This is a genomic window from Candidatus Poriferisodalis sp., assembly GCF_965221945.1.
Classification (GTDB): domain Bacteria; phylum Actinomycetota; class Acidimicrobiia; order Acidimicrobiales; family Poriferisodalaceae; genus Poriferisodalis.
On sequence record NZ_OZ244925.1, the window covers coordinates 3,501,166 to 3,517,291 of the forward strand.

The window sequence follows — 16,126 nt, forward strand, 5'->3', positions numbered from 1 at the left end:
GGGCCGAAACCCCGGGGCTCCTTCTCAGTTCTGGCTGACCCGATCGGGCGGGCAGGCCACCCGACCGTTCAGTTCAACTCTGCAGCTAGCTCCTACTGGGGAGCCTTCACGCTGCTGCTGCGCCCGATACGGACCTGCGAGCGAGTGTTCATGCTCTCATCAACCTTGATGGTTGTGGTCGCGTCGTCTGCGTAGCCAAGGGCGACCGGCGCAACTGCCGCACGAGCGTCAGTCTCGACCTCCGTCGTGTTCGGGTCGTCGGTGACTTCCGAAGCGCCCGCCGCTGTGGTCACGAGGTCACGCAACGCCGGCAGCATGATCGCCGAACTCGTCGTCGCCTCATAGCGGACAGTCGTCCCAGGGTCCGAGAACACATAGTTGTTGTCGGCACTCTCGTCCGTGTCCGCCGTACTCGGGTTATCGGGCGAGTTATCCAGCACTGCCAAATTGAGACCAGCTCGCACCTCGTCGGTCAGGCCATGGTCCGGGGACGCGGCGTCAGATGCTTGAGCGTCGACGACTCCAGCCTCCCCGGCGCGTTCAGCCGTTGCAGCCAGAATGTCTTCGAGCAGCGCAATGTTCTCGCTGCCACTCAAGCCGGTGGCTTCGATGTAGGCGTTAAACGTCACCTGGATCGCAACCTTGGTCTCGCCGCCAGCCAACGCACTGATCGACCAGGTATCCACCTCGAATTCCGTGGGCGTGATTGTGCCGTCGTTGTTGGCATCGGCCATGCCGCCGCCACGCTCAAGAGTCGCTATATCCAGCTCCTTCTTGGTCGCAGCCGAACCGCACTTGCCAACGTTGCCGCCGGTGATGGTGTCAGGGTCAGTGTCGACCTTCACCTCGAACATCGCCGCGAAAGCGCTGTTGGCCTCAAGTTCAGCCGCCAGATCGCCGAATGTGGCCTTGCCGTTGATGAACCGCACGAACACGGTCCTGTCACGGCTGTTGACCCGAACATCGATGTCGAGGTCCTTCTCGGCGTCGTAGCTGCTGGTCTTGTCGAACACGACCGACCACAGGTTGCCGACTGCACCAGCAGCGGCACCGTCAGCCTTGGCAGCGATCCAGATGTCCGGAGCGTCGATCGAGCTGTCCTCGGTAGTGGTTGCATCGCCGTCGTCGGGCGCTGTGCCAGCACCATCAGTCAGGCTGTGAGGCACCGCAGCCACAGCTTGCTTGCTGTGGTTCAGGTTGCTCATCAGCACCGATGTGATGCGCGGGCTCGCCTGCGCCTTGATGGCCGTGAACGAGCGCTGCAGGTTCTTGTTCTTGTTCGGGGATGTGTCCACGATCGCACCAGCAGCAATGGTCACACGGTCACCAGGAGCCAGATCGGCCTTTGTGCCGGTGGCGACGCCGTTCGCATCGGTGGTCTGGAAGCCCAGGCTCTCTGAGGACGCGAAGTCCCGTTGGGCGCACATTCCGTGGGCAGAGATGCGGGGCTTTCGGAATTTCGTGGTGCACGAGTACCACAAGGTCGACCATGAACTTCTGTGGGAAGCCATGTGTCGGGACATCCCTCAGCTCATCGAGGACCTCACCGCCCACCTGCATTGCCCGCAAGATTCGTAGGCCTTATGGTGTGCATGTCTCGCAGTGTTGCTCTGCGGGGAAGACGCAAGCCCCGGAGGGCCAGTCCGAGACTCCGCAAGGAGTGCCTAGGACGGGAGCCGGGGCTTACGCATTGGTCTGCTCCGCTGCGATCCATTCCACTCTTGGTGAGATGTGATCGGACTGGACTCCTGCAATGCGCGCACACGTGCCGTCGCCAACCGCGTCGCGTGATGCGCCAGCCAGGGCATCGGCGTACCACAGCAGAGGCTCTCTCTTCGAACTCCATCTGTACGAGAACTCGCAAGAGGGAAGACCACGGAGCCGGTCAAGGATCACGGCACGATCGCGCTCGTCGCTCTTGGTGCCCCGGGACTCGATAATCAGATCATCGATGCCGTCATTCACGAGCCTGGCGACGAGCTCAGTCATCAGAGCAGCGCGTGCGTGCTCCATGCCGCTGCGGCTCGTCGCCTGCGCCAGGACGTGGGTGCCAACGGCGTGTTGTCGGATGAGCTGTCGTGCCCCAGCTTGATTTTGGGATCCCTCGTTCTTCCAGTGGAACGGCCGCGACCGGCCCGGCGCAGTCACCAACTCGCGCATCGAGCGAGCCGCCGGCTCGCTCCCCGGCAGCACAGCGGCGGCGAGGACGCGATCGGAAACCCACGCGATTCACAACCTGAAGCGAATCCGCTTGTCCCCGGGGTCGGTCAGCTGCGACCGGAGCGCACCATGAGGTCGAGGGTGCGCTGGATCTGGGCCATGCGGCGGGCCTCGTCTGTAGCGCCGAGGTCGGTGAGCAGCATCTGCATCTCGCGGACGTCTTGGCTGGCTTGGGTGGCATCGATCGTGTCGAAGTGGGCCCAGCGGTTGCGTGCATCACGCAGATGCTCGAGCGTCGGTTGAGTCGTCACCGTGAAGACCTTTTCGAAGGTCGCCGCTTCCTCTCGCCTCAGGAGCACTTGGAGGTACACGTAGGGGTCGTGCAGCGGAACACGTTCCGCGGAAGCAAAGATCCCGTGCTTCTGGCGCAGCTCGTGGTGCCAGTCGCCGCCGTAGTGGAGTTCGTAGACGGCCTGCATTCGCGGCATCATCCCGCTCCCGAGCAGCTCAAGCGCCTTCCCGACGAGATCTCGGGCGCTGTCGATGGGCGATGTTGGCCAGAAGGCGACAATGGTGTCCCGCATCGAGACAGGAACCCGCTTGCCGGCTTGGCCGATCCAGGCCTCCTCGACGTAGTTCGGCACATTCGCCGCTCTTGACGACGCCCGCCAACGAACCGCCCGGGTTCGTGCCGAGGCTGCGCTGGCAGACCCTGCTGAAGCTGCTGCGCACCAACGGGCTCGAGTGCACCGTCCACGGATTCCGCTCGTCGTTCAAGACGTGGGTCATCGAGACCACCTCCACGCCATGGGCCGTCGGCGAGGCGGCTCTGGCCCACGTCGTGGCAACACCACCGAGGCCGCCTACGTCCGCATCGACCTGTTCGAGCATCGCTGAGAGCTCATGGCCGCCTGGACCGACTTCATTGCACCGAGACGCCGATGAACTCGTGCGCAGAAACAACACGAGGGCCCTCGCAGGCGTCTCAATGGAGACGCCATCAGAATGACCGCACCCTAACTGGCACCGCTCCAGCCGTCAACGCGGGGTCACAGAGTGGGCGCCTGAGCTCGGCAAGGTCAATACGATGCCGGCGCACATTCCTCTCAGGATTGACGAATGCGTCGCCAGAAGGCACTGCGAGCGGCGCGTCTCTCCGACTCGTGAGTACGGATGCTCGCTCCGATGTGATTCTCAACGGCGGCAAGCAATTCGGCATCGAGCGGTGTTGGGATTCGCGGTTGGTCCCGGATCAGAGCCGTCGCCTCTGATTGGGTGACCCGTCCGAGCCAGGCTTCCGCAAAGCGTCGCGCGCCTTCGCCCACGCCGTCAGGCGTCACGGAATGCAACTCTGTATCTTCGCCTCCCGAATTCTCGATTGCCGTGGCGCGCCTTGAGATGTAGGCCGCGAGATCTGTTCGGCGGAATTCGACGACGCGGTCAGCTTCGTTGGCCAACGTCGGTGAGTAATTTCGGGAACCGTCGCGGGTAGCGATGACGGCGAGGGTCACTCTGACCCCCATGTCCTGAGCCGACTTGACGCCCTCTCGTAGGTCCTCATCCCCTGAGAGCAGAAACGCCTCGCAAATGGCGCGTTCGCGCGCCAGCGTCATGAGATCGTGGTAGATCAGCGCGTCAACTCCCTTCTGCGCGTTTCTCGTGAGCCGGCCGAGTCGCAGCTTGACGTCGGAAAGGTTGGCAATCTTCTGTTGGTCGCTATTGGGGGTGGCGTTCTTCGCGGCGTCATACCAGTACAAACGAAGCATCGGCAGACCACAAGCCTCTGCCGCAACGTCGACAAAGTGGTCTTTGAAGCCCTCCGCGTCTAGCGAAGAATGTTGTCGTCTGGGACTTCGGGCGCAGAGCTTCCCGCCCTCTGCATAGAGATACCCAGCGTCAACGAACAGGGCGCACCGATCCATCAGATCCGTTCCTCCTGAGAAAACAAACGAGGGCCCTCGCGGGCCCTCGTAACTCCCCAACCGGGGAGCCATCAAACCAGCGCGACCCTAGCTGCATGGTTTCATGAGTCGAACTGATATTGCAGTGCTCGCCTTGAATACGCTGCGGTGCGTCAATCTCCGGCAGCAGTTCGGCATCATGCGGGAAGCCACCACAGCACATTGATGAGAACGCATCGCTGAGTTGCTCTCAGAGTTCATCCGAACACCTGGAGAGATCGGCGTCGTCGACTCTCAGGAGAATCTTGTGGCTGAAGCAGAGCGCTCCCGTCTCTGCGATCGGCTGTGTAAGCAGACCGACGAGCCGCTGGTGGAGTACCTCATCTCGTGCTTGAGCCCGGTGCCGCTACCCGAACTGGAACGCCTAGCGGCTTTGGGGAAACCCGTGCCCGGGCCAGCTTCAAGAAGCCGCACAGCCCCGCGGTCCCGCTCTGTCAGCTGAGTGTCGGCGCGCTCGTTGCGCGGTTCAGGTGAACAGGTCGGTGAGCCGGCTCAGCCAGCCCGCCTCGACGGCTGCGACCTCCACAGCGATGAACACAGCCGCTGCGGTCACCCAGCTGCGGTCCGCCTTGCGCTGCCGGGCGGCGTGCGCACGGTCGGCCTCGCGCTGGGCAGCCAGCTTGTCGAAGCCGGCTTGCATCTCTTCTTTGGCGGCAAAACGCGACAACTCAGCCGACAGCACTGCGGAGAGATGTTCCTTGGTCACCAAGTCCGACAGCGGCGCGGGCGCCAAGCACGACATCAGGTACTCCGCCAACGGCTCGTCGGTCTGTTTACGCAGCCAAGCGTAGAGGCGGGACCGGTCTCTTGAGACAAGGCTGACTCCTGTTTCCGTCAAGATGCGAAGAGCTCCGGGCCGAGACCCCGGGGCTCCTCGTTGTTGGTCTTTACCGACCCGGTGGGCAGGCCGCCGATCGGTTGAGTTCAACTGTGCAGCCAGCTACTGGGACGGAGCCGACGGGTCGGGCCGATCGGATCAGGTTTGTGCCGGCTCGGGGCGTGCGATGGTGCGAAAGGTGATCGAGACGCGTCGCTGGCGTGCGATCTTGCGTCCGTTGCAGGTGTCTGTGCGCCGTTTGGCGATGCCGTGACGCCATTGCCAGCGTGCGTCGCCGTGGAGCAGGACGAGGCTGCGGGGCTCGAGCCGCTGCACGTGCTCGTCGCCGGTCGCGTCGCAGCAGAAGTCCATGTTGACCGCCGACCCCAGGCTCACGGTCACGACGACCGGTCCGAAGCAGTCCCTGTCGATGTGGGGCGCTATGCCTTGGCCGGGCTCGTATTCGTTGACGATGGCTTGCTCGAAAGGTCGTTGCGCGTCCACCAAGTGCACAGCTTCTTTGGTCGCAGCTGTACGTACCTTGTAGGTGAGCTGCGTCAACCACTCCGGCAATGGCCCGATGCGGGCTGACTCGTCGAGCCTGCGGTTCGAGTAGTCGTACTTGTACCCGTAGTGCTGCACGCGCCGAGAGAGGTCCGACAGCCACTCAGAACCGTCGATCCACTCTTGGTGTGATGTGATCGGACTGGCGTTCTGCTATCGGCGCACGAGCGCCGTTGCCTAGCGCGTTGCATGCTGCGCCAGCAAGAGCATCGGCGTACCACAGCAGAGGTTCTTTCTTCGAGCCCCACGCGAATCGCAACCGGGCGGGGATCCGCTAGGCCCCGAGATCGGCGAGCAGCATCTGCATCTGGCGGACGTCTTGGCTGGCTTGGGTGGCATCGGTCGTGTGATCCAACTTCGCCGAAGAGATGGCACCAGCTGTCGTAGCGAGCTTGACGGCAGCAGGTCGCTTGGCGTCAGCCATGTTGGGACTAGCTTGCAACATCGGCTGTCGAGGACGAGGGTTCGAACAATCGTGAGAACCAGGAGATGAACGGCCGCGATTGCGGATGCTGCGGGTCGAGCAGTCTTCGCATGACGGCCTGGTGCAACTGGGGCCCAGGATCCTCCTGCCATGCGAGCCAGGTATGGACCACAGACTTCGTGACGTCAACGTCCCGCAGGGACGCTCCCAGTTCGCGCGCCCCGTCAACACTGTGTCTGGCGTACTCCAAGAGTTCGGCGGCCGCGTCGGGGACGAGGCCGAGCAGGAATTCTTCTAAGGCGCCTCGGTGGCGATTGTCAGGCATGATCCAGACGCCGAACCACGAACCGTCTTGTCGCTGTCGAACGAAGCCGCTTTCAGGCATTTGCTCAGGCAGATCAGCCATATCGGGTAGTTCGGACCCGCATCGTTGCCGGATTGCATCCCAGCGCCCAGAGGCGTTGCCGTTGGCGTCGACGACCACACCGAGCCGCTCAAGGCCGCTGGCCTTGAATTCAGCCGAGATCGTGCCCGCCTTAAGGATGTTCGTGACGCCACCGAAGTCGTCAATGTACGGCACCCGCCTTCCGACATCGGCATCGTTCCATGAGATTCCCTGCGCCTCGACGAGCTTTGGGATCAGCCGTAGTTCGGTTGATCCCTCCACGAGCAGCTTCATTGCCGGTGTTCGCGTCTGAACTGCCACCTAGCGGACCTCGAGGCCGCGCTCTGCGACCGCCGCAACCTCATGCTCGCTGAAACGGACATTGCTCTTGCCGCTGCCGGGTTCGATTCGGTGAATCGTCAGATCACCGGGCGGGACGGCGTCGGGGTCAGCGACCGAAGCGAGGCTCTCGTAGCAGTCACGGCTGTGGGTGGTGGCGAATACCTGCACGTCCAACGATCTTGAGCGCTCGGCGATCATCGTCCACATCTTCTGCATCACCGTGTAGTGCAGGCCCGTGTCGATCTCGTCCACCAGTAGCACTCCGCCTCGCGCACGCGCCAAGGCCAGTGCCAAGCCAAGCATTCGCCACATTCCGTCGCCGACACTCCCAATGGGAACGCGACCGTCAACGCCTTGCATCCGCAGGAGTATCCCGCCCCGCGCACTGCTGCCGAGCGGCGTACGTTTCGATGCGAGTACCGCAAGCCGCTCCACACGAGGCTCGATGAGCCGCATGGCCTCCACCGCCCTGTCTTCGGCGTCGGTCAGCACCACATCGTCGAAGATGTCGCCGACATCACCGGGAACCAAGCCGCCTGTGCCCACGAACTGGACCCGTGGGATGTCGTCGTCGGTACCCCAACCGTGCCGGGCCGGCTGCCGAACCGGCAGCATCCCGTCAGCCGTCAAAGCCGCCCGAAATTCGCCCTTTCGTTCGCTGGACGCCCAAACAAGTCGCCCTGGCGATTCGTCCGCAGCCTCTCTGGCGTCGTCATGTAGCGGCAACCCCATCTGCACTTGTTCCATTTGCACCGATAGTTCTGTCTTGACTGCCTCAAGCTGCGAGCTGGGGCCGGACCGTTGCCCCGACACGCAGATGCGCGCTGACATATCTCGGTGCGAGAACAACTGGGCGATGTCGTATACGCGGCCTTGATCCTCGTCCGGCAGCCACTCGCCGCGCAATTCGAGCAACGAGCGCAACACCCGGTAGTCACTCGCCGAGTGCAGAAGCCCGACGCACTCGAGCACCGAGGTCTTGCCCGAATTGTTCGATCCCACCAGCAGGTTCACGCGGCTCAATCCTTCGAGCCGCACCTGTTCGAGGCTTCGGAAGCCGCTGATCTCAATTGACGAGTACACGGCACTGCCCCCGGGGCCGAGGCCATTCTGGTGGCCGCGATCCTACCGCCCTGCCTCCGCGCGGGTCTCCGTCGCAGGCCGCCGATCGGTTGAGTTCAACTGTGCAGCCAGCTACTGGGACGGAGCCGACGGGTCGGGCCGATCGGATCAGGTTTGTGCCGGCTCGGGGCGTGCGATGGTGCGAAAGGTGATCGAGACGCGTCGCTGGCGTGTGATCTTGCGCCCGTTGCAGGTGTCTGTGCGCCGCTTGGCGATGCCATGGCGCCATTGCCAGCGTGCGTCGCCGTGGAGCAGGACGAGGCTGCGGGGCGGGCTTCGTCGACGACTACCTCCTCGAGGTCGCCGCCCTCGGCCTCGTCAGAGGCAAGTCCGCCCGCGTCAGCGACAACGTTCTCGTCACGTTCGTTTGCGTCGCTCACGCTGTTTCGATCAGCGCTTCTCGGTCAAGTGTCTTCAGCGCGCCGAGCAGGCACGCCTCGACAAAGTCCCAATCACCGGCCAGGTCTCGTTCGGTCAGCAGCCAGACATCCTCGGGAGTCTCCCAATCCTCCAGGCACTCCGCGATGCGCCCCGGGGTCGGTCAGCTGCGACCGGAGCGCACCATGAGGTCGAGGGTGCGCTGGATCTGGGCCATGCGGCGGGCCTCGTCTGTAGCGCCGAGGTCGGTGAGCAGCATCTGCATCTCGCGGACGTCTTGGCTGGCTTGGGTGGCATCGATCGTGTCGAAGTGGGCCCAGCGGTTGCGTGCATCACGCAGATGCTCGAGCGTCGGTTGAGTCGTCACCGTGAAGACCTTTTCGAAGGTCGCCGCTTCCTCTCGCCTCAGGAGCACTTGGAGGTACACGTAGGGGTCGTGCAGCGGAACACGTTCCGCGGAAGCAAAGATCCCGTGCTTCTGGCGCAGCTCGTGGTGCCAGTCGCCGCCGTAGTGGAGTTCGTAGACGGCCTGCATTCGCGGCATCATCCCGCTCCCGAGCAGCTCAAGCGCCTTCCCGACGAGATCTCGGGCGCTGTCGATGGGCGATGTTGGCCAGAAGGCGACAATGGTGTCCCGCATCGAGACAGGAACCCGCTTGCCGGCTTGGCCGATCCAGGCCTCCTCGACGTAGTTCGGCACATTCGCCGCTCTTGACGACTTCGTCGTACGTGGAGTGAAGCACCAACGCACATCGTCTCGGCCCCGCCAGCGGTCGTCGTGGTAGGGGTAGCCGTCCGCGTCAGCGTCGAACACGTTGTGATCGCTGCCTGGTACGTCCTGCCACTTCCAACCGTCGATCTCGACCACAGCACGCGTCACACCACGATGGAATGCGACCGCGTACTTGATGTTGAGGCTCTTGACCTCATCGGGGTCCAGCTCCCACCAGCCGCGCATCGACGCGACGATGCGCTCCCTGCCGTCACCGGGTCGGTATCCGCTGCGGTGGTTCACGTCCGCTCGGTAGCTGAGACGGAACAGGATCGCCGGCGGTGCGTCGTCGGGCACCGATGGCAAGTTGTCGAGGTCCGACATCGTTGCTCCAGGTTCTTAAGCGTCGACCCGGCGAGTGTAGCCACGGGCGCCCGAATGGGCAGGGAAATGCAAGGAGCCCCGGGGCCGAAACCCCGGGACTCCAAGTTGTTGGTCCTTACCGATGGGGTGGGCAGGCCACCAATCGGTTCAGTTCAACTGTGCAGCTAACTCCTACTCAGGAGCCTTCACGCTGCTGCTGCGCCCGATACGGATCTGCGAGCGAGCGTTCTGGTCTTCCCGCACCTTTTCCGTGGACTCCGCATCATCCGCGTAGCCGAGCGCAACCGGTGCGTCCGGTGCGTCCACGCCATTGACCTGCGGAACCTCGAAATCGGTGGTCTCCGGGTCGTTGGTGCTACCGGCAACAGTCGTGACAAGATCCCGCACCTGCGGCAGCAAGCCAGCGCTTGAAGTGGTCACGGTGTAGGTGACCTTGGTGGCCGGGTAACTGGCCGCAACCGTTGGTGCAACTGCATCGCCCAGGTCGGAATCTGCCAAGTCCAAACCCTCCCGCACCTCATCGAGGATTGAGCCGGAGCTGTCGGCATCTTCGACTCCGGCCTTTTCGGCACGGTCGACTGTGGAGTTCAGCACGTCAGCCAGCAGTTCGGCGTCGGTGTGATCTTTGATGTAGGCGTTGAACGTGACCTGGATCGCAACCTTGCTTATGCCGCCATTCAGCGAACTGGTTGACCACTCGTCGCTGCCCGCGTCCCTGTCGGCCTGCGGACCGCCGCCACGCACAAGAGTCGCAATAGCGAGTTCCATCTTGGTCGCAGCCGAACCGCACTTGCCTTCGTTGTCGCCGGTGATGGTGTCAGGGTCAGTGTCGACCTTCACCTCGAACATCGCATCGAAAGCGCTGTTGGCCTCAAGTTCAGCCGCCAGATCGCCGAATGTGGCCTTGCCGTTGATGAACCGCACGAACACGGTCCTGTCACGGCTGTTGACCCGAACATCGATGTCGAGATCCTTCTCGGCGTCGTAGGTGCTGGTCTTGTCGAACACAACCGACCACAGGTTGCCGACAGCACCTGCTGCGGCGCCGTCGGCCTTCGCAAGGATCCAGATGTCTGGTGCGTCGGTCGAGAGGTCACCGGTGGTTTCGGGATCGCCGTCGTCAGGCGGCGTTCCTGCGCCACCAGTCAGGCTGTGAGGCACCGCAGCCGCAGCTTGCTTGCTGTGGTTCAGGGTGCTCATCAGCACCGATGTGATGCGCGGGCTCGCCTGCGCCTTGATGGCCGTGAACGAGCGCTGCAGGTTCTTGTTCTCGTTCGGGGATGTGTCCACGATCGCACCAGCAGCAATGGTCACACGGTCACCGGCATCCAAGAACGCTGGTGTAGTGGTCGGGTCGCCGTCGTCGTCAACCGTTACGAAGTTCAGGTCGCCGGCATCGTCGACGCCTGTGCCAACCACCGCTGCTTTGACGTTGGTTGACTTCGCGTTCCGGATCGTGATCTTGGCATTCGCGGCAAGCCTTGGGTCGTCCTTAGAGACGGTGACCTCTGCCGTCGAGCGGCCAGCAATCATGATGACGCTGATCGTCGGACGTGTCCGGTCAGCCGGCGGCGCAGCGATCGTCACCGATGTCGCACCGACCTTGCGCTGGTCAGCATCGGAACCGAGCTTCGCTCCGCTCACGATCGAGACGGTGTCGCCAGCCTTCAGCTTGCTCGACAGCTTCACCGTCACCGTGTCCGGGTCGCATGCGGTTCTGGCACCCGAGCCGTGGTAGACCGCGTCCAGTCGCGCTGGAGCGCCGTTGATCTCGAGAATGTCGCGAATCGCATCCTCCAAGTCGTCCTCGATGACGTTGTCGCTGAAGTACAAGACGATCTTGTCGTTTCCGACCTGAGGCGCGTCGTTCGCGTTCTTCTTCTTGTCCTCGTTGACATCCATGCGGTTGTCAGGCGTAATGGCATCGCTGGTGTCGGTATCGGTGTCGACGCCGCCATTGCCAATGCTGGCCGACAGGGCATCAGCCGAAGCTGCCGCTGCAAGCGCAGCGTCCATAACGCTCGAGCTCACCGCAGCGGTGCCGCCGATCGCCACGATGCTCAGGTTCAGCTTGTCGTCGCCGACTGTCTCGGGCGTGGCAGCCAGGTAGTCGCGCACCGCTGCGGGCAGTGTGTCGCCCACAATCAGCATCGGAACCAGGTCGCCGTCGTCATAACCGGCGGAGGTGCTCGAAAGCACCGGTGCAGCTGCGACGCCGTCGGGCAGGCCGTCCTGGCTCACCAGCGCAACCGTGTCAGCTGACGTCGGCGCAAGGTCGTCCTTGCAGTCGCCGGTCAGCAGTCCGGCCAACTCGACCGAGGTGCCTGCTGGTGTGTCGCCAGCGATGCGGTCCACAGTGTCAACGCCAGCGTCGCTGAGCGCGTTGGCGATGTCGTCGGAGACGGCATCGGTGCCGCCCACGATCACGACGTGCTCGATGTCCTCAGCCTCAATGAAGTCCGCCGTCGCCATCGGCAGCTCTTCGGCTGCGGTCAGCAGCAACGGCAGCTGGAGACGGTGAGCGATCGGGCCGACCATCATGGCATCGACCAGCGACACGTCGCCGCCGTTCGTCAGCAATGCCGCCGGATCCTCGCCGCCGCACCATGCGGCGCCGCCGCCCAGCTCCGACGCTGCAGCAGCAGCGGTCGCGTAGCGGTCAGCGCCCTCGATGCGGGACACCGTGGGCTCATTGGCAAGGGCTTCGATGTCCTCTGCGACCTCGTCGGACACCGCTCCGGCGCCACCGAGGATGTAGACGGTTTGGACGCCGTACTCCTCGATGAAGTCAGCCACGCCGCCGTGCAGGCTGTCGCCTGACGTCAGCAGAACCGGCGCATCCAAGAAGCCGGCAAGACCGGCAACCGACACGGCATCGACCAGAGCAAGGCCCGACGCCACGAAGGCGGTCGGCACATTGCCGAGACCCTTGGCCTTGCCGAAGTTGTTGGCAAGGCGAAGCGCAGTGTCGTAACGATCACGGCCGCCAAACTCACGGACAGCGTCCGTGGAGGCGTCGTCGTCGTGATCGACGAGCGCTTCGCCAGATGTGTTTGCGGCCTGTGCAGGAGAGCCCGCCACGACCGCGAGCACCGATGCCATGAGCATCGCCGCCAGGATCGCCGCCAGGGAACGCCTGCCGCGCCGCCTCTGAGTGGTAGTCAAGGTTCTGTTTCTCCCTGTTCCACTCCAGAAGCGCCAAAACGGACCACGAAACGGCTCCAAAACACACGTGCAGGACCCGGATTTGCGAAGCGGATCGAGGTTGTTCGCCGGGTAGTTGGGTGGGTTCTTTGGGACATGCCGGGGAACGCTGCGGGGAACCGTGCTGCTCGGGATCTGGGCGCGGCGGTCCCGTGCTGTTTTGGCCGGTTCGATGTTCGGGGGTGTCCCGCCGGTCTGGCTTGTTTGACGGTTTAGGTTGCGTTTGGGGGTTGGGGCACGGGTAGTGTGCTGTCATGGCTCGGAGGCGGTCGCTGGCACGCGAATGGATCGAGGCGCTGCCTGCGGGCGCGTTCTTCTTTGCGTCCGAGGTGCCCGGCGAGCCGGCTGCGGTCAAGCCCTTGCTGTCGCGTCTCGCGTCGGACCCAGGCCATGCGGTGCAGCGCCAGATGCGCGGCTTTTATTGCAAGCGGTGGGGCGACGAGCGGAAGGCTCCGTTCGTCGACAGGTCTCGCGGCGCGTTGAAGCTTGCCGGGCCCGGCGGGGGCGCGGCGGGTCTGTTCGCGGTGAACCGTGCCGGCTGGTCGTATCAGCATCCGTGCCGTTACGACTTCGCCGTGGTGGGACGCCCGCCGGTGTCGCCGTGGCCGACAGTCCGTTTCCGGCGCCGCAGCAACGTCCGCCGTGACGCGTTGTGCGCGTCGGAGGTGACGCTGCTCGAAGCCGTCCGGTATTTCGACCGCAGCGCCCCGATCCCGTGGGACGAAGCGGTGGCCGCAGTACGCGACGGGACGGTCGCACAGAGCCTGGCGCGCAGCGGCCCGCTGCGCCCGGAGGCGGTCTTGTGGGTCGCGCAGAGCGAGAACGGGATGCCGGCGCGGTTCCACGAACGCCTCGGCGAGGTCTGCGGCGCCTTGGCGGTCTCGGGCGGCGGCCGAGCGGACGTGCTTTGAGCGACGGCTCCGATCGTTCCGACGCGGCGCGCCGAGCTGCACTGCAGGCTCAGATCTCATCGAGCGAGCCAGACGGCGCAGCCTTCGGCGATGCACCGATGCCTCGGGCCGGCACCGGCTTCGCCGCCGATGTCGACGCGCTGCTCGGCGCAGCCAACGAAGCGCAGGACAAGACCGGGCTCGACACATCCCAGATCATCCATGACTACTGGCTCGTGCGGTCATTGCACGGCGTTGCCGCCAAGCTCGGCAGCGCCGGGGAGATGGCCCGCCGCAGCAACGACGGCCGGCGAACGCCCGTGGGCCGATGGGCGTTCGGCGGCGGGACCTCGCTGACCGCCGCCTGGCAGATCGGCGACCGCTACTCCCAGGACATCGACGGAAGCCTGTTCGTCGAGCACGACGGGATCAGCAAGAGCGTCAGGCACAGAACCTGCAAAGAGGTCCTCGACGCTGCCCTCGCAGCGATCGGCCCGTCCCAGCACATCACCAACGGCGCCCAGATCCGCACAACGCGCGTCTCGCTCGACGGCGTCGCCAACTACCTGAAGTTCGAGACCTCCATCCAGGACGTCGACAGCGAACTCGTGGCCAGCATCGTCGAGCCCAGACCGATCGCCTCGATCATCGCTCAGCACTGCGACAGCATCGACCCAGAGAGATTCCCCGAGCTCGGAGGATTCGTGCTGCTGTGCGTCCGGCCCGCATGGACTGCGGCGAACAAGTTCGACGCATTGCACCGACGAGCCGCTCAGGGGAACCTGAGCGGCATTCGGGACCGGGGCCGCGATCTGTACGACCTGTGGGCAATAGCGAGCTCGGAGCACGCGGACCATGTACGGAGCGAGGTGCGCTCATTGTGGGAGCGCGCCGCCTCAGCGATACGCGCGGCCGTACCGCGCCCCGACAGCGGCTACGGCAGCACCGAAGTGTTCACCAACGGGACCAGCGCCAACGAAGCGCTGCGAGCCGGCTACACCGACGCAGTGAACGACACCGTATGGGGCGACGCCCCCTCGTTCGCCGAAGCCCTCACCGCCGCCCGGCACCTCGACACATAGCCGCCGGGCGAGACAAGTCAGCAAGTGACGGGGGCTGTGGTGGTACGGCGGGCGAGGACGCGAAGAGCCCCGGGGCCGAAACCCCGGGGCTCTGGTCTCACTGACCGACTCCGTCTCGGGATCGTCGAGCACCCGGTTCGTGCCGCCGGCGACGTTCACGACATCGCGTGACTTGGGCAGCAGCGCTGCGTCCGTCACACCGAGGTTGAACCCAAGCGTCCTCGAAGGCGTCTCGACGGTCACTTCCTCACCAGTGTTGGTGAATCTGTCTGCGCCGTCGCCAACGGGGGTCAAGGTCGTGCCCTCCTTACCGGTGTATGCCACACGGGCCGCAAGGCGCTCCGCAGCTGTCTCGGCGTCCGCCTCGTTGGTGTCGATCACGATGTCATTGCGTGCGAGCGTGTCGGCAAACACATCAGCGAACAAGCCAGAGTAGGCATCGTCCTCGCGGATCGTATCGACGAAGCCGTTGAAGTTGACCTCGAGCGCCACCTGTGTCAGTCCGGTGAACTCGCCGTCGGTCAACGCCGCGAACGGCGCGGGGTCTGCCGAGCCGGTGTGCGTTGGGCCGACTGGTTGGCGTTCACCGCAGTCGGGCGCTATTGTTCGGACCACGAAGACCCACCGGCTAGCCGCCCTGTTCATCTGGGAGGCACGGCGGCCGGTTCTTTTGATCCCAGGGGCGCCTTGTGCGCCCCTGAATCTTTTGGCGGCCCAATGTCGGTAGGTCCAGCTGCTCAGCGCTACCGGGTCCGCGTCTTTGTCGACTTCTGGAATTACGTGCTGGCGATGCGAGACACCGAGCGCCTCTTCAGGACCGATTGGTCCAAGTTCGGGCCGCAAATGGCGCACGCAGCGATGCAGGCCTACGACCCAACGTCCGCGCATTCGTTTCAGGGAATGGGCGTTCACGGCTCCTACAACCCTTCCACCGACCACAAGCTGCACCATTGGGCGACGACGGTGCTGGCTGGATTCCCAGGGGTCAGCGTGTCGTTCCTGAAACGGCACCGGCAGCACAACCCTCCGTCATGCCCTCGCTGCCACTCGCGTGTTGCTCAGTGTCCGGCCTGCAGCAGCGACATGCGCGGCACCGAGGAAAAGGGCGTCGATGTGCACATGGCGATCGAGATGATCAGCCTGGCGATGCAGGGGAGCTACGACATCGCCGTGCTGGTCTCGTCAGATCGCGACTTCATACCAGTCGCGGAATTCCTCGACGCGAGGGGCATCGTGGTCGTTCACGCAGCGTTCGGCAGCCGCAGCGCGCAACTCACGCAGAGCTGCTGGACCAGTGTCGACATCCCCCGGATACGCAACGGCTTCAAGCGCTAGCAAGCCCGACGAGACACAGCGCCGATGTTCAACTACTCGTGACCGAAGACACCGACCTGCTCCCGGCGGTCCGCGCACTTCGATCCTGCGTCCGACCAGCAGCGGTGTCATGTACCCGTTGCGGCCACCGGACCGCTGGAACCCACCGAGCGACGCCTAACCAGGGAGCGCCCGTCCGCCGACGCACCCACAGTTGCGCGACGGGCCAGTCAGCACCGCAACCGCACACCTCAGACTCGAACGTGCAGCCGAGCCCAGGCCCAGCCAGTGCCCTTGAGACGCGAGGAGCCCCGGGGCGCAAACCCCGGGGCTCCAAGTTGTTGGTCCTTACCGACCCGGTGGGCAGGCCACCAACCGGTTCAGGTC

Annotated in this window: 16 protein-coding genes; 5 read left to right on the forward strand and 11 right to left on the reverse strand. The window is 64.3% G+C overall.

The window, feature by feature from the left end; all coding sequences use genetic code 11:
* Positions 1-92 precede the first annotated feature (92 nt).
* On the reverse strand, positions 93-1,427 hold the full coding sequence (locus tag ACOQPH_RS16545) for a hypothetical protein (protein ID WP_420622411.1): 1,335 nt from the start codon (positions 1,425-1,427) through the stop codon (positions 93-95).
* A gap of 13 nt (positions 1,428-1,440) precedes the next feature.
* Between ACOQPH_RS16545 and ACOQPH_RS16550 the strand changes: the two genes are divergently transcribed.
* Positions 1,441-1,578 (forward strand): DUF86 domain-containing protein, encoded by a 138-nt coding sequence (locus tag ACOQPH_RS16550; RefSeq protein ID WP_420622412.1) that lies wholly within the window; start codon positions 1,441-1,443, stop codon positions 1,576-1,578.
* 105 nt (positions 1,579-1,683) lie between these two features.
* On the opposite strand, the gene ACOQPH_RS16555 is transcribed toward ACOQPH_RS16550, so the two are convergent.
* Both ACOQPH_RS16555 and ACOQPH_RS16560 read right to left on the reverse strand, forming a co-directional pair.
* A complete protein-coding gene (locus ACOQPH_RS16555; RefSeq protein WP_420622413.1) occupies positions 1,684-2,160 on the reverse strand; it encodes a hypothetical protein in 477 nt (158 codons plus the stop codon).
* 107 nt (positions 2,161-2,267) lie between these two features.
* Positions 2,268-2,804 (reverse strand): Swt1 family HEPN domain-containing protein, encoded by a 537-nt coding sequence (locus ACOQPH_RS16560; RefSeq protein ID WP_420622414.1) that lies wholly within the window; start codon positions 2,802-2,804, stop codon positions 2,268-2,270.
* A gap of 11 nt (positions 2,805-2,815) precedes the next feature.
* On the opposite strand from ACOQPH_RS16560, the gene ACOQPH_RS16565 reads away from it, so the two are divergent.
* Positions 2,816-3,169 (forward strand): hypothetical protein, encoded by a 354-nt coding sequence (locus ACOQPH_RS16565; RefSeq protein ID WP_420622415.1) that lies wholly within the window; start codon positions 2,816-2,818, stop codon positions 3,167-3,169.
* Between the two features lie 97 nt (positions 3,170-3,266).
* On the opposite strand, the gene ACOQPH_RS16570 is transcribed toward ACOQPH_RS16565, so the two are convergent.
* From ACOQPH_RS16570 to ACOQPH_RS16605, 8 genes are all read right to left on the reverse strand, one after another.
* Positions 3,267-4,154, reverse strand: coding sequence for an NYN domain-containing protein (locus ACOQPH_RS16570; protein ID WP_420622416.1), 888 nt, complete (start codon positions 4,152-4,154; stop codon positions 3,267-3,269).
* 433 nt (positions 4,155-4,587) lie between these two features.
* Positions 4,588-4,878 carry a hypothetical protein gene (locus tag ACOQPH_RS16575; protein WP_420622417.1) on the reverse strand — a complete coding sequence of 97 codons (291 nt, stop codon included), beginning with the start codon at positions 4,876-4,878 and terminating at the stop codon, positions 4,588-4,590.
* A 219-nt stretch (positions 4,879-5,097) separates the two neighbouring features.
* Positions 5,098-5,580 (reverse strand): alpha-ketoglutarate-dependent dioxygenase AlkB, encoded by a 483-nt coding sequence (locus ACOQPH_RS16580; RefSeq protein ID WP_420622418.1) that lies wholly within the window; start codon positions 5,578-5,580, stop codon positions 5,098-5,100.
* Between the two features lie 196 nt (positions 5,581-5,776).
* On the reverse strand, positions 5,777-5,926 hold the full coding sequence (locus tag ACOQPH_RS16585) for a hypothetical protein (RefSeq protein ID WP_420622419.1): 150 nt from the start codon (positions 5,924-5,926) through the stop codon (positions 5,777-5,779).
* A gap of 7 nt (positions 5,927-5,933) precedes the next feature.
* The gene (locus ACOQPH_RS16590; RefSeq protein ID WP_420622420.1) at positions 5,934-6,632 is read right to left on the reverse strand and encodes a DUF3226 domain-containing protein; all 699 of its coding nucleotides are present in this window, start codon (positions 6,630-6,632) and stop codon (positions 5,934-5,936) included.
* Positions 6,633-7,736, reverse strand: coding sequence for an AAA family ATPase (locus ACOQPH_RS16595; RefSeq protein WP_420622421.1), 1,104 nt, complete (start codon positions 7,734-7,736; stop codon positions 6,633-6,635).
* A 580-nt stretch (positions 7,737-8,316) separates the two neighbouring features.
* A complete protein-coding gene (locus tag ACOQPH_RS16600) occupies positions 8,317-9,249 on the reverse strand; it encodes a Swt1 family HEPN domain-containing protein (protein ID WP_420622422.1) in 933 nt (310 codons plus the stop codon).
* Positions 9,250-9,420: 171 nt separating this feature from the next.
* Positions 9,421-12,414 carry a cell wall-binding repeat-containing protein gene (locus ACOQPH_RS16605; RefSeq protein WP_420622423.1) on the reverse strand — a complete coding sequence of 998 codons (2,994 nt, stop codon included), beginning with the start codon at positions 12,412-12,414 and terminating at the stop codon, positions 9,421-9,423.
* Positions 12,415-12,707: 293 nt separating this feature from the next.
* Here ACOQPH_RS16605 and ACOQPH_RS16610 point away from each other — a divergent pair, with 293 nt between their 5' ends.
* The 3 genes from ACOQPH_RS16610 (at position 12,708) to ACOQPH_RS16620 (ending at position 15,760) form a co-directional block, all read left to right on the forward strand.
* Complete coding sequence (locus tag ACOQPH_RS16610; protein WP_420622424.1) at positions 12,708-13,364, forward strand: hypothetical protein; 657 nt, start codon at positions 12,708-12,710, stop codon at positions 13,362-13,364.
* Positions 13,361-14,425 carry a nucleotidyl transferase AbiEii/AbiGii toxin family protein gene (locus ACOQPH_RS16615; protein ID WP_420622425.1) on the forward strand — a complete coding sequence of 355 codons (1,065 nt, stop codon included), beginning with the start codon at positions 13,361-13,363 and terminating at the stop codon, positions 14,423-14,425. The genes ACOQPH_RS16610 and ACOQPH_RS16615 overlap by 4 nt, the downstream gene beginning before the upstream one ends.
* Positions 14,426-15,142: 717 nt before the next feature.
* Positions 15,143-15,760: an NYN domain-containing protein gene (locus ACOQPH_RS16620; RefSeq protein ID WP_420622426.1), complete on the forward strand. Its 618-nt coding sequence runs from the start codon at positions 15,143-15,145 to the stop codon at positions 15,758-15,760.
* The last annotated feature ends 366 nt before the right edge of the window (positions 15,761-16,126 follow it).